Source organism: Trichocoleus desertorum AS-A10, from assembly GCF_039962155.1.
Taxonomy (GTDB): domain Bacteria; phylum Cyanobacteriota; class Cyanobacteriia; order FACHB-46; family FACHB-46; genus Trichocoleus.
Window position 1 is genome coordinate 16,767 of sequence record NZ_JAMPKN010000012.1, and the last position, 13,362, is coordinate 30,128.

Annotated in this window: 13 protein-coding genes; 7 read left to right on the forward strand and 6 right to left on the reverse strand. The window is 49.9% G+C overall.

Annotation, left to right across the window (positions count from 1 at the left end):
- Positions 1-269 precede the first annotated feature (269 nt).
- Positions 270-986: a hypothetical protein gene (locus NDA01_RS16485; protein ID WP_348228793.1), complete on the forward strand. Its 717-nt coding sequence runs from the start codon at positions 270-272 to the stop codon at positions 984-986.
- Here NDA01_RS16485 and tftA read toward each other — a convergent pair.
- Complete coding sequence (gene tftA / locus NDA01_RS16490) at positions 962-2,365, reverse strand: hormogonium tapered terminus morphoprotein TftA (protein WP_190441692.1); 1,404 nt, start codon at positions 2,363-2,365, stop codon at positions 962-964. The genes NDA01_RS16485 and tftA overlap by 25 nt on opposite strands.
- A gap of 324 nt (positions 2,366-2,689) precedes the next feature.
- Here tftA and dnaG point away from each other — a divergent pair, with 324 nt between their 5' ends.
- A complete protein-coding gene (dnaG, locus tag NDA01_RS16495) occupies positions 2,690-4,705 on the forward strand; it encodes a DNA primase (protein ID WP_348228794.1) in 2,016 nt (671 codons plus the stop codon).
- Here the strand turns inward: dnaG and NDA01_RS16500 are convergent.
- On the reverse strand, positions 4,702-5,211 hold the full coding sequence (locus tag NDA01_RS16500; protein ID WP_431193425.1) for a pentapeptide repeat-containing protein: 510 nt from the start codon (positions 5,209-5,211) through the stop codon (positions 4,702-4,704). The two genes, dnaG and NDA01_RS16500, sit on opposite strands and share 4 nt — an antisense overlap.
- 264 nt (positions 5,212-5,475) lie before the next feature.
- Here NDA01_RS16500 and NDA01_RS16505 point away from each other — a divergent pair, with 264 nt between their 5' ends.
- Positions 5,476-6,075 (forward strand): YraN family protein, encoded by a 600-nt coding sequence (locus NDA01_RS16505; protein WP_348228795.1) that lies wholly within the window; start codon positions 5,476-5,478, stop codon positions 6,073-6,075.
- Between the two features lie 72 nt (positions 6,076-6,147).
- Here the strand turns inward: NDA01_RS16505 and NDA01_RS16510 are convergent, their stop codons facing one another.
- Positions 6,148-6,537 (reverse strand): hypothetical protein, encoded by a 390-nt coding sequence (locus tag NDA01_RS16510; protein WP_190441687.1) that lies wholly within the window; start codon positions 6,535-6,537, stop codon positions 6,148-6,150.
- A gap of 150 nt (positions 6,538-6,687) precedes the next feature.
- Between NDA01_RS16510 and queA the strand changes: the two genes are divergently transcribed.
- Complete coding sequence (queA, locus tag NDA01_RS16515; protein ID WP_348228796.1) at positions 6,688-7,854, forward strand: tRNA preQ1(34) S-adenosylmethionine ribosyltransferase-isomerase QueA; 1,167 nt, start codon at positions 6,688-6,690, stop codon at positions 7,852-7,854.
- Positions 7,855-7,908: 54 nt separating this feature from the next.
- A complete protein-coding gene (locus NDA01_RS16520; RefSeq protein WP_348228797.1) occupies positions 7,909-8,343 on the forward strand; it encodes a rhodanese-like domain-containing protein in 435 nt (144 codons plus the stop codon).
- A gap of 3 nt (positions 8,344-8,346) precedes the next feature.
- On the opposite strand, the gene NDA01_RS16525 is transcribed toward NDA01_RS16520, so the two are convergent.
- Complete coding sequence (locus NDA01_RS16525) at positions 8,347-11,067, reverse strand: MGH1-like glycoside hydrolase domain-containing protein (protein ID WP_348228798.1); 2,721 nt, start codon at positions 11,065-11,067, stop codon at positions 8,347-8,349.
- A gap of 314 nt (positions 11,068-11,381) precedes the next feature.
- Here NDA01_RS16525 and NDA01_RS16530 point away from each other — a divergent pair, with 314 nt between their 5' ends.
- Positions 11,382-11,597, forward strand: coding sequence for a chlorophyll a/b-binding protein (locus NDA01_RS16530; RefSeq protein WP_190441681.1), 216 nt, complete (start codon positions 11,382-11,384; stop codon positions 11,595-11,597).
- Between the two features lie 147 nt (positions 11,598-11,744).
- Here NDA01_RS16530 and NDA01_RS16535 read toward each other — a convergent pair whose 3' ends face one another.
- On the reverse strand, positions 11,745-11,870 hold the full coding sequence (locus NDA01_RS16535; protein ID WP_255525062.1) for a hypothetical protein: 126 nt from the start codon (positions 11,868-11,870) through the stop codon (positions 11,745-11,747).
- An 83-nt stretch (positions 11,871-11,953) separates the two neighbouring features.
- Between NDA01_RS16535 and crtW the strand changes: the two genes are divergently transcribed.
- Positions 11,954-12,736 carry a beta-carotene ketolase CrtW gene (gene crtW, locus NDA01_RS16540; protein WP_348228799.1) on the forward strand — a complete coding sequence of 261 codons (783 nt, stop codon included), beginning with the start codon at positions 11,954-11,956 and terminating at the stop codon, positions 12,734-12,736.
- Between the two features lie 5 nt (positions 12,737-12,741).
- Here crtW and NDA01_RS16545 read toward each other — a convergent pair whose 3' ends face one another.
- Positions 12,742-13,311 (reverse strand): hypothetical protein, encoded by a 570-nt coding sequence (locus tag NDA01_RS16545; protein ID WP_348228800.1) that lies wholly within the window; start codon positions 13,309-13,311, stop codon positions 12,742-12,744.
- Positions 13,312-13,362: the final 51 nt, after the last annotated feature.

The following is a 13,362-nucleotide window of genomic DNA, read 5'->3' on the forward strand; positions in this document are numbered from 1 at the left end:
ACGATGGTTGGGCAAGTTGCGCGATCGCCATTGACCTTTGATCAGTTTGTTAACCAATATCCAGCGGGACAGTAGGTGTGATTTTAGTGGAATCAACTAAAAATATTTCAACTCGTCTGAAGAGTTCAGCTACTAAGTAGAAAATGCTGGTAGCCATAAACACAAAAACTTGATTCGCCCAAAAGGACGAATCAAGTTTTTGTAATGAGTTCTAAATTTGTGAGCATCAGTATTCTTTTGCTAGTTTAAATCTACCGATCGCTAGAAGTATGGATAACCAAACACAACCCACTAAGGGCCAAATCCAAGTTGACATTTTAATGGCGGTGAGGGAACTAAAAGCCCAAATTCAGCAGCTGCAAGATGAGTTTTTAAATAGTAGAGAGTCCAACTTTGAGGACTATCTAAACCTTTTTATTCAACAAACTGAGGAAAAGGTCAAGCAGATAGAAGCAGAAGCAACACAACTGAAAGCACAAAAGAAGGCTCTGTATCAGCAGTTGTGGAGCCAGGCTAAGGAGTTGAAATCCTGCTATCAGGAATTGCAACGTACGAATCAAGAACTATGTCAGGCCTTAAACTCCGATCAAGTCTCCGATAATCGAGCGATCGCGAAAAAAATTTTCAATGAGGATGAGCCTATCAGAGAGGCTTTGGCCAAGTTGCTTCAACTAATTTATGACCGAGATGGTAGCTCTAGGGATCTGGGAAGGTTGCGGAGATGTCCATCTCCGCAACCTCGTATTTCTGGCACAGATAACACCTACCCTTTATCCAAACAAGCGATCGCATTTAAGGATGACCACGACCGCCTTAAAGCCCGATCTCTAGCGCTAAAAGCACAGTTTCAAAGGTTGCGAACTCAATCTCAGGTATTGGCCGCTCAGTCTCGAGTGTTGCAAAGTCGATATCTTGAGTTAGAAACAGTTGAGCGCGATCGCAACTCTAAATCCAACGAGCCTTACAGTAAGCCAGCGGTTTCGTAGAGCCTTCTTAGGGTAGCGGTAATTTTAGTGCCGTATTGTAAGTCAGCAGTCCAGCGACCACTCAGTTGATCCACCAAAGGGGCAATACCGCGAGTGACAAAGCGGAAGCGCGGGTCAACCACATCCTGAACTAAAGGCTCGGTGCTGGCATAGGCTTTGAGGTGCTGCACATGCGCCCGAACTCCAATGCGAGCGCTGGGGAAAGATGCACCTACCTCAGCACCACCAACTGTTCCCAAGCCAGCAAAGTTGTTCTGCGAAGGTTTGATTTCACTACCAAAGCGTAGAAAGCCAGTCTCCACACACATTTGGCAGAAAGCAATATCATAATTTACGCCTTCCACGCTGGCTTCTTCTCGGTACAGCTTCGGTAAGTCGGGAAACTGAGCTAAAGCATTCTCATTGTTAGATTTGAGGAACATCATTAGCTGGACTTCCGATGTGTTGCCGTTGCTAATGATGCGATCGAGTTGACCGGGACAAATTGAAAGGATCGATCGCAAAATCACTGTCCGGCTGACGCTATCCCAACCCACAGAAATATTAACCTCCCGCAGATCGACCGCTCGGATATAGACAATGTTGCGGTAGTTGATCCGGCGGATATTAGGGGCTTTGGTCAAATCCACCCGCAGGCGATCGGCCAAGTCGATTGGAATGTAAGCATTGCCATTGACCACAATGCCCTGCTCACCATAAATAGAGCCATTAATATTGATGTTGGCGGGAGTATAGGTGCCCGTGGGTAAAGGTGTGGGCGTGGGGGTTGGCGTAGGAGTAGGGGTTGGTGTGGGGGTGGGCGTAGGAGTTGTCCCACTTACCGCTCGGCTCCAGGCTGCTAAACCATCAGCCAAACCTAAGGCAATATCGCGGCGACGGTTTTGAATCAAAAAGCGATCGTCTGGATTGGTCAAGAAACCCACTTCCATTAACAGAGAAGCAGGAATGATTTGGCGACAAAAAGCTAGGCTACCCACTCCGGTAGCAGTGTCGGGTCTAGCTCCTCGGCTCGGCAGTTGGGGCACCCGACGCAGCAGTGCCAGCAACAACAGCTCCGAGTGAGCTTTGCGCTCGTCGTTATTGGCAATATAGAAAACACTGGCTCCCCGCACAGAGGGGTCAGAAAAAGCATCAGCGTGAATTTCTAGGGCTACGTCACCCACGCGCCCGCGACTGTTGATCCAGGCGATCGTCCCCGCTAGGCTGAGGTCATCGGGTACGGCCAAAACTTCAAACGCCCGCGATCGCAGTTCGGCAACGATCAAATCCCGCAGCAGAATCAATTCTCTGGCTTCTGTGGTGCCGCCTGCGATCGCGCCTGGATCGATTCTGCCGTTCTCGTTTCCACCATGACCTGCCGAAATAAAGATTCGTCCCATCTGCGCTGTTTCCTCTAGAGCTAAAAATTATTGATATTTAGTTTTTGTTTAATAAAACTGCTGTAGCTTGACCTCTAGAATGGCCCTCTACCCATGACTCTAAATAAATGAAATTACCCTTAACGAATTGATTATGCCCAACCCAAAGCCAGAATACAGCTTCCAGGCGAGATCACCGTGATAATACTCGAACTTCAGCCTTTTGTACCAACGGGTTTAGGCAAATGAAGTCACAGCACGGCTTTTCTCAAAGCACAACGGCTTGGCTGAAACTGAGAGAGCGGTGACAATAGTAAGTGAGTTCTACTTTTCGGCACAGCGTCAATGGACATTCCTCGGCTGCATCCTGACACTATTGAGCAAGTCAAGCAAAAAGCTGACATTGTCGATATAGTTTCTGAGCATGTCGTGCTGCGGAAACAGGGCAAAGACTTTGTCGGGCTCTGCCCGTTCCACGATGACAAGTCTCCGAGCTTCAGCGTCAGTCCCAGCAAGCAGTTTTACTACTGCTTTAGCTGTGGAGCAGGCGGCAACACGATCAAGTTTCTGATGGAGTTGGGTAAAAACTCCTTCAGTGATGTCGTGTTGGATCTGGCTCGCCGCTACCAAGTCAATGTCAAAACCTTAGCTCCAGAACAGCGCCAAGAATTGCAACGGCAGCTTTCGGTGCGGGAGCAGTTGTATGAGATTTTGTCGCTGACGGCCAAATTTTACGAGCACGCACTGCGACAACCCCAAGGAAAAGTCGCTTTAGATTACCTACAAAACTCTCGGCACCTGAGCCAAGAAACGATTCAGCAGTTTCAACTCGGTTACGCTCCAGCGGGTTGGGAAACGCTGTATGGCTATTTGGTGGAACAGAAACACTACCCAGTGGAGTTGGTAGACCAAGCTGGGTTGATTTTGCCGCGCAAATCTGGGGGTGGTTACTACGACCGTTTCCGCGATCGCTTGATGATCCCGATTCTGGATATTCAAGGTCGTGTGATTGGGTTTGGGGGCCGCACCCTGAGCGATGAGCAACCTAAGTACCTCAACTCCCCCGACACCGACCTGTTTGACAAAGGCAAAACTCTGTTTGGGTTAGACAAGGCCCGCGCCGCGATCGCCAAGCAAGACCAAGCAGTGGTCGTAGAAGGTTATTTTGACGTAATTGCCCTGCATGCCGCCGGGATTACCAATGCCGTAGCCTCCTTGGGTACTGCCTTGAGTGTGGCCCAAGTCAAACAATTACTGCGCTATAGCGAGTCAAAGCAAGTTGTGTTCAACTTTGACGCCGATGCGGCGGGGGTGAAAGCGGCAGAACGGGCGATCGGGGAAGTGGCTGACTTAGCTTATCAAGGTCAGGTGCAGTTGCGAGTGCTGAATATCCCAGAAGGCAAAGACCCAGATGAGTTCTTGCACACACACTCTTCAGAGCATTACCTCAGCCTGCTGGAAAGAGCGCCCCTCTGGTTAGATTGGCAGATTCAGCAAGCACTCCTCGGCCAAGACTTGAAGCAAGCTGACCAGTTTCAGCAGTCGATTCAGGCGATCGTCAAGCTCCTGGGCAATTTACCCAATACCCCTTTACGAACCCACTATATTCATCAGTGTGCGGGGTTTTTGAGCCAAGGCGATGCTAGGTTTGCGCTGCAACTGGAAGAAAACCTCCGCACCCAAGTTCGGGGGCAGCGTTGGCACGGGCGATCGCAAAAATGGGAAAAACCCACCGATTACAGCTTGCGAGAAGCAGCAGAAGCCCAACTGCTCCGTATCTACGTTCATTGCCCCGCTCATCGTCCAGAAGTGCACAACGCCCTCAAAGAGCGTGAGCTGGAGTTTAGCTTGTCTCATCACCGCTTTCTGTGGCGGCAGATCCTAGACATTGAAGAAACAGAAAATCAAGCGCCTCAGGCCGAACTGCCTCAGTCTTACGCCAGTTGGGAAGAGCCCACAGAAGTTGACTTACTCACGGCCCTGCAAGACCGCTGCACTGAGTCGCCAGAGGAAATTAAGCGAGTTCTGCACATTCTGCAACTCGATGAGACAGCAAAGTTAGATATTCTCCGTCCGAGTCTAGCGATTCGCACTGCCACTGCTAGCCTAGAGCGGATCATGTGCGAGAAACGCTGCCGTCATTTGCTGAAGATGTGGGAAGAAGCCACGCAAGCGATCTTGGCTGACCCTAATCAATTACAAATCTTAGATTCTCTAGAACAAAGCCTAGATGCGGCCTTCGATGCCGAAGCCTTGCGATTTCAAAAGCTGTTTTACGACGAACGACGCTATCTGCAAGAACTCGATCGCCAGCGCTGCATCACCCCAGCCGATCTACTAGAAGTGCCGCAGTTGGGTTAGTCGCAATAGAGCGTGTCGCGGGTGTTGCGTCCTGTCGCTGGGTTAGTGCCCTTCGCCACCTTGCAGAGCAAAGTTTGGGCATCTTGTCGGAACTCCACGTCGGTGAAGTCTGCGCCGTCAATCACGGCTCCTTCAAACTTGGCGTTGAAGGCAAAGGCTCCTTCCAGAATCGCATTGGTTAAATTTGCGTCGGACAGGCGAGCCGTATCTAGCGTGGCGTTGCTGAGGTTTGCCCCTGCCAAATTGGCAGCTTCCAGATTAGCCCCAAAAAAGCTCACTCCGCGCAAATCACTCTGACTGAGATTGATGCCGCGCATATTGGCCTTAGTAAAGCTGGAGTCTATTAAAACACGGCCTGAAAAGTCGGCCCCCACCAAGAAAGCTTTGTTATAGTCCTCAGCCAAAGCAGGAGTCGCGATCGCCCCCCAAACCAGCAACCCCGCCAGAGTCATCCAGCATAAGCTGAAACAAGCAGTGGCTAGGCGTTGATACCAGGCTGTTTTCACTGGTTTCTGAATTGGCTGCTGAATCAATGGGAAACCGTACCTTCTGTCCATCTCGCGTACTTTACTAAGTGACTGTGACGAATCAGTGAGTCTGGGAGCCACATCAATCTATAGGCTAGCGCTAAGCGCAGCCTAGACTGACCTGAGCGGTCCCATCCCTGATCCTACCCGAAGCTGTCGGTCTCCTTGGGGAAAAAGCACTAGACTCGTAACGAAGGTTAAAGTCTGACTATTTCGTCCTGCGAGGAAATCTGAGTAAAATGCATGAATTCTGGCAAGCCTGAACCCTCGCGATCGCGCAGCCCGTCTCAATCTAAGAGCGAAATCGGGTTGCTAGGAGAAGCCTTTATTTCAGAATGGTTGCAAGCTCAAGGTTGGGGACTGCTACATCAACGCTGGCATTGTCGTTGGGGCGAAATTGACCTGATTGCCCAACAGCCCATAGTACCTAGGGCTATAGCACCTAGACCTATAGCACCTAACCAGATGCGATCGCCCTCAGCCACGCTTGTATTTGTGGAAGTTAAAACTCGTAGCGGCAACAATTGGGATGCGGACGGCTTGCTAGCGATCACGGCCCAAAAGCAAGCCAAACTTTGGCAGACAGCAGAATTATTTTTGTCCAATTATCCAGAACTTGCAGAACTACCTTGCCGCTTCGATGTGGCCCTAGTAGCAGTGCAACCTGCCTCAAAAGCGCGATCGCAACCTGAAAAGCTTGGTGTCGATCAAGTTCAGGCTGCGATGTTAGCAATGAATTATGTGATTAACCAGAATCAAGCAGCGATCGCCCAAGGGCAGCCTATTGCGATCGGAGGTTATCAACTAAGCTTAAAAGATTATATCCAAGCAGCTTTCACTTAATTTGCCGTTGTCAGGCTACTTCAACACTTGCTGGAAGATGATAACCAGCCAGAATTTGCCAAGCGTTGCAGCCTAAGCTAGCGTCTCAGGACAATAGCCCAGTCCTAGAACAAACTGCTTACGGAATTCTTCAATTTCACCGCGATCGGGGCTACCGTGAGAAACCACCGCTACTTGATAGCGCCGCATCACATCAATGGCAGACTGACCCGTTTCCAGGCTCCACAAAGCCATCTGAATACGAATTTCTGGCTCGTAAGGAATGCCTAGCTCATTCAAGAAAGCTCGGAAATCTCCATCTTCTTGGGGGCTCAAGTAGCGATTCATCTTGACCTTGACGACCCAGCCATCAATCTGATGAATTACAGTCATGAATCGAACAGGCATTAGCGTGGTGCCATGTAGGTGTTCGACGACTCTTAGGGTGAGGCTGGCATTGCCAAGGTAGTAGAGATATTCCATGTTTCTTCGGACCCAGCGAATGCTACATTTCTATTCTTACGGGGATTTGCTGAAGCCAATAGGGGAGAAGCCCCCGACCTCCTATGGGGGGTTCCACCCAATGTTGTTATAAGTTTTGCACTTCATTGCTTGTCGCAGCCCTACGCTGGTATGAACTTCACGGCCAAACCTCACGATTTCAGTTCCTCAGATCAGCCTGTCACTCCGGCGATCGCGTCCGAGCCTACCTCCGACCAATTACTGAGCGCCTATGACTACGAGCTACCAGAAGAAAGGATTGCTCAAAACCCCGTAGAGCCAAGGGATCAGGCACGGTTGCTCGTCCTCGACTCCCCAACTCAGCATAGCCACCGCATCTTTCGGGACTTGCCAGATCTCCTCCGATCGGGAGATTTACTAGTGCTCAACAATACCCGTGTGATTCCCGCCAGGTTGTACGGTCGTAAGCCAGGGGGTGCCGCGATCGAAGTTTTGCTCCTAGAACCCCAACCCCAACCTAATTGCTGGCTGGCTCTAGTCAAACCCGGTCGGCGGCTGAAACCCGGAGCGGCAATTGAGTTTGGTCCAGACCCAACTGAGCCACCGAGCTTAAAAGCCACGGTCTTAGCGACGGATGCGCCCACGGGAGGGAGGATTTTGCAGTTCGAGGTGCCCGATGGGGAGTTATTGCAGACGCGACTACAGGAACTCGGCCAAGTACCTTTGCCACCCTACATTACCCAATCCGAAGCAGAGCCAGAACGCTACCAAACGGTTTATGCTGCGCAACCTGGAGCTGTGGCAGCCCCAACCGCAGGCTTGCACTTTACCCCTGAGTTGTTGGCTAAGTTACAAGCTCAAGGCATTGACCAAGCCTTCGTTACCTTACATGTGGGAGTCGGCACCTTTCGGCCCGTCGAAGCGGAGGATATTACCCAGCATGCCATGCATAGTGAGTGGGTAGAAGTTCCAGCCGAGACAGTCGCCAAAATTCAGCAGACCAAAGCCCAAGGGGGGCGCGTGATTGCTGTGGGTACGACGGTCGTCCGCACTTTGGAAGGAGTGGCGCAGCAAACTGAGAAAAATGGCAACCAGTTTGGTGAATTGCAGCCCTACCAAGGCAAGGTGAATCTATTTATTTACCCTGGTTATCAATGGCGTGTGGTGGAGGGATTAATTACCAATTTCCATTTGCCTTGCTCCAGTTTGCTGATGCTGGTGAGTGCGTTGGTAAGTCGTCCGCGCTTGATGGCGTTGTACCAAGAGGCGATCGCGGAACAGTATCGTTTCTATTCATTTGGGGATGCCATGCTGGTGTTGCCAGAGGCCAGAATCTAAATCATGGGCATGGGGCGATCGCTCATCTTCAAGCTAATCAGGCGCTTGATTGCAATGCAATTTCCGCAGGTTCGGTGGATCACGACCGCAGAACTCGCTCAATGGCTCAGCAATCCTGTCCGATTGCAACCGCTCCTATTAGATGCTCGAACTAAAACTGAGTATGCTGTCAGCCATTTGGCAACTGCTCAGCAAATCGATCCGATCGCGCCTGACTTCGCTGCTCTAGGCCAGATTGATCAGGATACGCCCCTAGTTGTCTACTGCTCGATCGGGTATCGCAGTGCAAAAGTTGCGGCTCAGTTGGCGCAAGCAGGCTTCACGCAGGTTTATGACTTGGAAGGAAGCATTTTTCAGTGGGCCAACGAAGCGCGACCGCTCTGGCAAGCCGAGCAGCCTACGACCAAAGTGCATCCTTACAATCCTCAGTGGAGCTTATTGCTCAAGCCTGAGTATCGGGCGGAGTTGCAGGAACCACCTCTAGCTTGAAGGCTATGCCCTATCTTCGTGCTCCTCCACCTGCTGGATTAATTTAGCGATCAAAGCAGTCCAGCCAGTTTGGTGACTCGCACCGATTCCAGCACCATTGTCGCCGTGGAAGTATTCGTAGAACAAAATCAAATCTTGCCAGTGTGGGTGGGTTTGAAATTTTTCTGTGTCTCCATAGACGGGACGACGACCGGCGGCATCTTGGGTAAAAATCTTTATGAGTCGTTGGGAGATTTCGCTGGCGACTTCCCACAAGTTCATCCATTGCCCAGAACCTGTCGGGCATTCCACTTTAAAGTCATCACCTAAGTAATGATGAAACTTTTGCAGCGATTCGATTAGCAAGAAGTTGATGGGAAACCAAATCGGGCCACGCCAGTTAGAATTGCCCCCAAACAAGGCACTAGTGGATTCCGCTGGCTCATAATCAACGCGGTGTTCCTGACCTTGCGCTTCAAAAATGTAAGGATGCTCGGCGTGATAACGGGACAGAGCCCGAATGCCATAGGGACTGAGGAATTCCTTTTCGTCTAGCATTTTCTCTAGAATCCGCCGCAGTTTATCGCGATAAACGATCGCCAAAAGCCTGCGATCGCCTACCCCTTGGCGTTTCATACAAGCAATGTTCTGAGTCAGATCGGGACGATTACGAATGAAGCATTCTGTGCGCTTCCAAAAGCCAGGAAATTGTTCTAGAAGCTCTGCTTCGATCGGCTCTACCGCAAAGAGAGGAATCAGGCCGACAACGGAGCGAACTTTTAAGCGCACTTGATGTCCATCTGGAAAATGCAGCACATCATAATAGAAGCCATCTGCCTCATCCCAGAGGGAGGCTTCTTCTCGGCCCATGCGGTTCATAGCCTCCGCAATATAGAGGAAGTGCTCAAAGAACTTACTGGCAATATCTTCGTAAATGGGATTGGATTTTGATAGCTCTAAGGCGATCGCTAGCATATGCAAGCTATACATGCCCATCCAACTGGTGCCATCGGATTGGTCAATGCGACCTCCGGTAGGCAGTTCGGAACTGCGATCGAACACACCGATATTATCCAGACCTAGAAAGCCGCCTTGAAAAACATTATTGCCCGCTGCATCTTTGCGGTTCACCCACCAAGTAAAGTTGAGCAATAGCTTTTGGAATACCCGCTCCAAAAAAACACTATCGGCCCGACCGTATAGTTTCTGTTCAATCTTGTAGATTCGCCACGCTGCCCACGCATGAACAGGAGGGTTCACATCCCCAAACGCCCATTCATAAGCAGGCAGTTGGCCATTGGGATGCATGTACCATTCTCGCGTCAGGCGATCCAGCTGGTATTTAGCCAGTTCTGGATCAATCATGGCAATGGGAATCACATGAAAGGCCAGATCCCAAGCCGCAAACCAGGGATACTCCCACTTGTCGGGCATCGAGAGAATGTCATCATTAAATAAATGAATCCACTCAGAATTTCTCCCTTTCAGCCGCTCCGGGGATACGGATGGCTCAGCAGGCGCGTTTTTCAACCATTCATCTACCACGTAGTAGTAAAACTGCTTGCTCCACAATAGGCCCGCAAAAGCTTGACGCTGGATGTTTTGCAAATCGGGCGATCGCGTGAAACAGCAAACCCGTTGGTAAAATTCATTGGCTTCCCGCTGGCGATCGCTAAAAACCCGCTCAAACTCAGCTCCCAAGGGAGAAGCGGTGACAAGCGCTGGAGCCACTTGATTTAATCTGAGTTGAATAGTTTGCGTCTTGCCTGCCTGTACCTGCAAGATATAGTGTGCTGCGGCTTTGGTGCCAACCAATTCAGGATTGACAGCAGTTTGCTCACCCTGAACTACATAGTTGTTGATGCCATCCTTGAGATAAGCCGAAACGTTAGGCGTCCCAAAGACACGCTCTGTATTGGTTTCATTTTCGGTAAATAGCAGCTCTGTCGGTGGGTCGCAATACAACCAGTAGTCACCCAAGCTGGAATGGGAGGCGGCAATGACGCTGTAATTGTCCTTGTCCTTAGATTTCGCTTTAGACAGTAAGGGCTTGTCGGAGTTGGGAAGGGAGGGACAAGCAAGCTTGTCCCTCCCTTCCCAACTCCAAGACCAAGTGTTACGAAACCACAGCGTCGGCAATAAACGTAAGGTTTGAGCTTCTGGCCCGCGATTCGTAATGGTGATGCGAATCAGAATGTCTTCTGGAGCCGCTTTAGCATATTCAACCAAGACATCAAAATAGCGTTCTTCGTCAAAAATGCCTGTCTCCAAGAGCTCAAACTCTAATTGATCGCGACCTCGACAAGCATTCTCGGCCACCAATTGCTCGTAAGGAAATGCCTGGTGTGGATATTTATAGAGGCATTTCATGTAAGAGTGCGTCGGCGTGTTGTCGAGGTAGAAATAGTATTCTTTAACGTCCTCACCGTGATTGCCTTCTTTCCCAGTCAAGCCAAACAGCCGTTCTTTGAGAATTGCGGCATTGCCATTCCAGAGGGCGATCGCAAAACAAAGCCGTTGATGATTATCCGAAATGCCTGCGATGCCATCTTCTCCCCAACGGTAAGCCCGCGATCGCGCTTGGTCATGGGTGAAATAGTCCCAGGCTGCCCCGCTAGCGCTATAGTCTTCCCGCACAGTTCCCCACTGGCGATCGCTGAGATACGGCCCCCATCTGCGCCAATGCGCCTGTCTTTGACGAGTTGCTTCTAGCCGTTGAGCTTCTGCGGTGGTGTTTTCTGTCATGGCTCTCTCAAGCGATCGCGTGCAGCAAAGTAAATCTTGGCTAAATCAGCCCTCGATTCTTAAACCCCAATCCTTAAAGTTGAGCCATTTTAACGCACCTGCCCTTGCCGACTCAGCCTCTGTCGAATTGTAGAGTTTGGGCTTGTACTGGCCTGTACTCATCTTTAGTTAGAGCCGTTTTAGCTTAAAGTTTCTTTACATCGGTCAGAAGGAGGGCCTATAGTTTCGCACCCTAGGCAGACTGCGGCTTAGAGGCAACTCGATACTATAGGGACATAACAAGTTTGTTAACAAGTTCGTTGAGGAATGTAAATATGGAATCTCGTCCTTCTGCTGATCTACCCACTGTTGCTAACGCTTATAACGGCAAAGATCGGAACGCCTTTTTGTTTGGTTGGAATCCCCAAGCCGAGCTATGGAACGGTCGTCTAGCCATGATTGGTTTCTTGGCATATCTGTTGTGGGATTTGAACGGTTACAGTGTATTGCGTGACGTGCTTCACTTCTTACCCCAGTACATCGCTCGTTAGTCACTGGCTCGTTAGTAACTGGCTCGTTAGTAACTGACTGTTAATCATTGAATAAGTCATAAGCATCCAACCTTGTCGTTAGACTGGTGGCCTTAACTCAGCTTAAGTTGCCAGTCTGACCACAAGGTTTTGCTATGGCCCAATGTCCTATTCATCTAGAGTCTTGGAATGGTTAAGTTGGAAAATCGACACATCCAACTCCACTTTTTGCATTAGTTCTGCCAGAAAACCTTGGTTTAGGAGGCAGACGGGATTAAAGTAAATATTCTTCATAGAAATTGTTTACCTACGCTGAGCGGTGGCTGCTTAGCTTTGTATCTGCCTACTTAAGTCAATCGTTATCTGGAGCTGAAGATTTGATTTCCTCTGAGCAAGTATCCCCACCCGCTGTCCCATTAAAAGAAGAGGTAACGATCGCTGACCCCGCGAAAGAAGCAAACCGTAGCCTGATCACTGCAATAGGCATGTTAAGCCTTTGGGCGACGAGTTTAGCTTGCTTGTTGAGCTTAGATATCTCCGCGTGGCCCTTGTTGTGGAAACTGCCGCTGATGGTTTGGCAAATGTTTCTCTACACAGGGTTATTCATCGTCGCGCATGATGCGATGCATGGAGCGGTCTATCCCAAAAACTCCAAGATTAATGATGGGATGGGAGCGATCGCTTTATCTTGCTATGCCCTGTTTTCTTTCGAGAAGCTAAAGCAAAAACATTGGCAACACCATCAGCATCCAGTGAGCGAACGAGACCCAGACTCTCACAATGGCAAGCACCAGAATTTTTTTGCTTGGTACTTTCAGTTCATGAAATCCCACTGGAGCTGGGTCAGAATATTAGCGTTAATTGCGCTCTTTCACACCATTCGCTTAACGCTGGCTTTGCCAGCAGAAAACATGACGCTGTTCTGGGTCATTCCTTCGATCTCCAGCTCGGTACAACTGTTTTTCTTTGGCACCTACCTGCCGCACCGAGAACCAGAAGGAGGATACAAAAATCACCATCGGGCTCAAAGTAACCCCCTTCCAGTTTTCTGGTCTTTCATTACCTGCTATCACTTTGGCTATCACGAGGAGCACCATGAGTATCCGCAGCTAGCTTGGTGGCAACTACCCGGAGCGGCTAAAGCGCAGGGAACAATCTGAGCACACTATTTGCCAGATTTCTCGGCCTTGGTGTCAGTAGTTTTGTCACTCGCTTTGGCGTCACTTGGTTTATCTGCTTTAGGGTCCGGTGAAGCTTTAGAGTCCGGCGATTGGAGTGCTTGGTCCAGTACAGTCCGCGCCTCTTCTGCTTGGGCTCTAGCTTCTCGGTAACGGAGGTTGGTTTGAGCAAAAGTCTTCAAGGTTTTGAAGCCTTCTTTGAGGTTGGCGATCGCCTCCTCGCTCACCGACTCATCTGTGAACAGAATATCGACCTGCTCTCGCACTTTGACTGCTTCAGAACGCAATTCTTGCACCTTCAGCTTGAGCGTCGCCAAGTTGCTGAGAATTTGTACTGCCTGGGTGACAGCATCTTCGTCGGCAGAGACCGTTGAGCTTGGTTCTTTCACTTCAATAAATTGTTGAGGGCCAAATCCTTCTGCCAAATCGGTCGGTAACTTGCCTGAATCCATCAGCTCCATCAGCTGATCCATTGCCTTTTCACGGGCTTTAGCAGAATCTTTGCCAGAGACAGTCAGAATAATTTCAGGGCTTTGCGCTAGCGTATACTGAACCATAAACGTACATCTGTACTAAAGTCTTCTCTTCAATCTTAATGTGTTGCAGCT

Bases quoted from the DNA above. Each gene is read 5' to 3' on its own strand.
- NDA01_RS16485 (WP_348228793.1), top strand. From the start codon at position 270: ATGGATAACCAAACACAACCCACTAAGGGCCAAATCCAAGTTGACATT.
- tftA (WP_190441692.1), bottom strand. From the start codon at position 2,365: ATGGGACGAATCTTTATTTCGGCAGGTCATGGTGGAAACGAGAACGGC.
- dnaG (WP_348228794.1), top strand. From the start codon at position 2,690: ATGGACATTCCTCGGCTGCATCCTGACACTATTGAGCAAGTCAAGCAA.
- NDA01_RS16505 (WP_348228795.1), top strand. From the start codon at position 5,476: ATGAATTCTGGCAAGCCTGAACCCTCGCGATCGCGCAGCCCGTCTCAA.
- NDA01_RS16510 (WP_190441687.1), bottom strand. From the start codon at position 6,537: ATGGAATATCTCTACTACCTTGGCAATGCCAGCCTCACCCTAAGAGTC.
- queA (WP_348228796.1), top strand. From the start codon at position 6,688: ATGAACTTCACGGCCAAACCTCACGATTTCAGTTCCTCAGATCAGCCT.
- NDA01_RS16520 (WP_348228797.1), top strand. From the start codon at position 7,909: ATGCAATTTCCGCAGGTTCGGTGGATCACGACCGCAGAACTCGCTCAA.
- NDA01_RS16525 (WP_348228798.1), bottom strand. From the start codon at position 11,067: ATGACAGAAAACACCACCGCAGAAGCTCAACGGCTAGAAGCAACTCGT.
- NDA01_RS16530 (WP_190441681.1), top strand. From the start codon at position 11,382: ATGGAATCTCGTCCTTCTGCTGATCTACCCACTGTTGCTAACGCTTAT.
- NDA01_RS16535 (WP_255525062.1), bottom strand. From the start codon at position 11,870: ATGAAGAATATTTACTTTAATCCCGTCTGCCTCCTAAACCAAGGTTTT.
- NDA01_RS16545 (WP_348228800.1), bottom strand. From the start codon at position 13,311: ATGGTTCAGTATACGCTAGCGCAAAGCCCTGAAATTATTCTGACTGTC.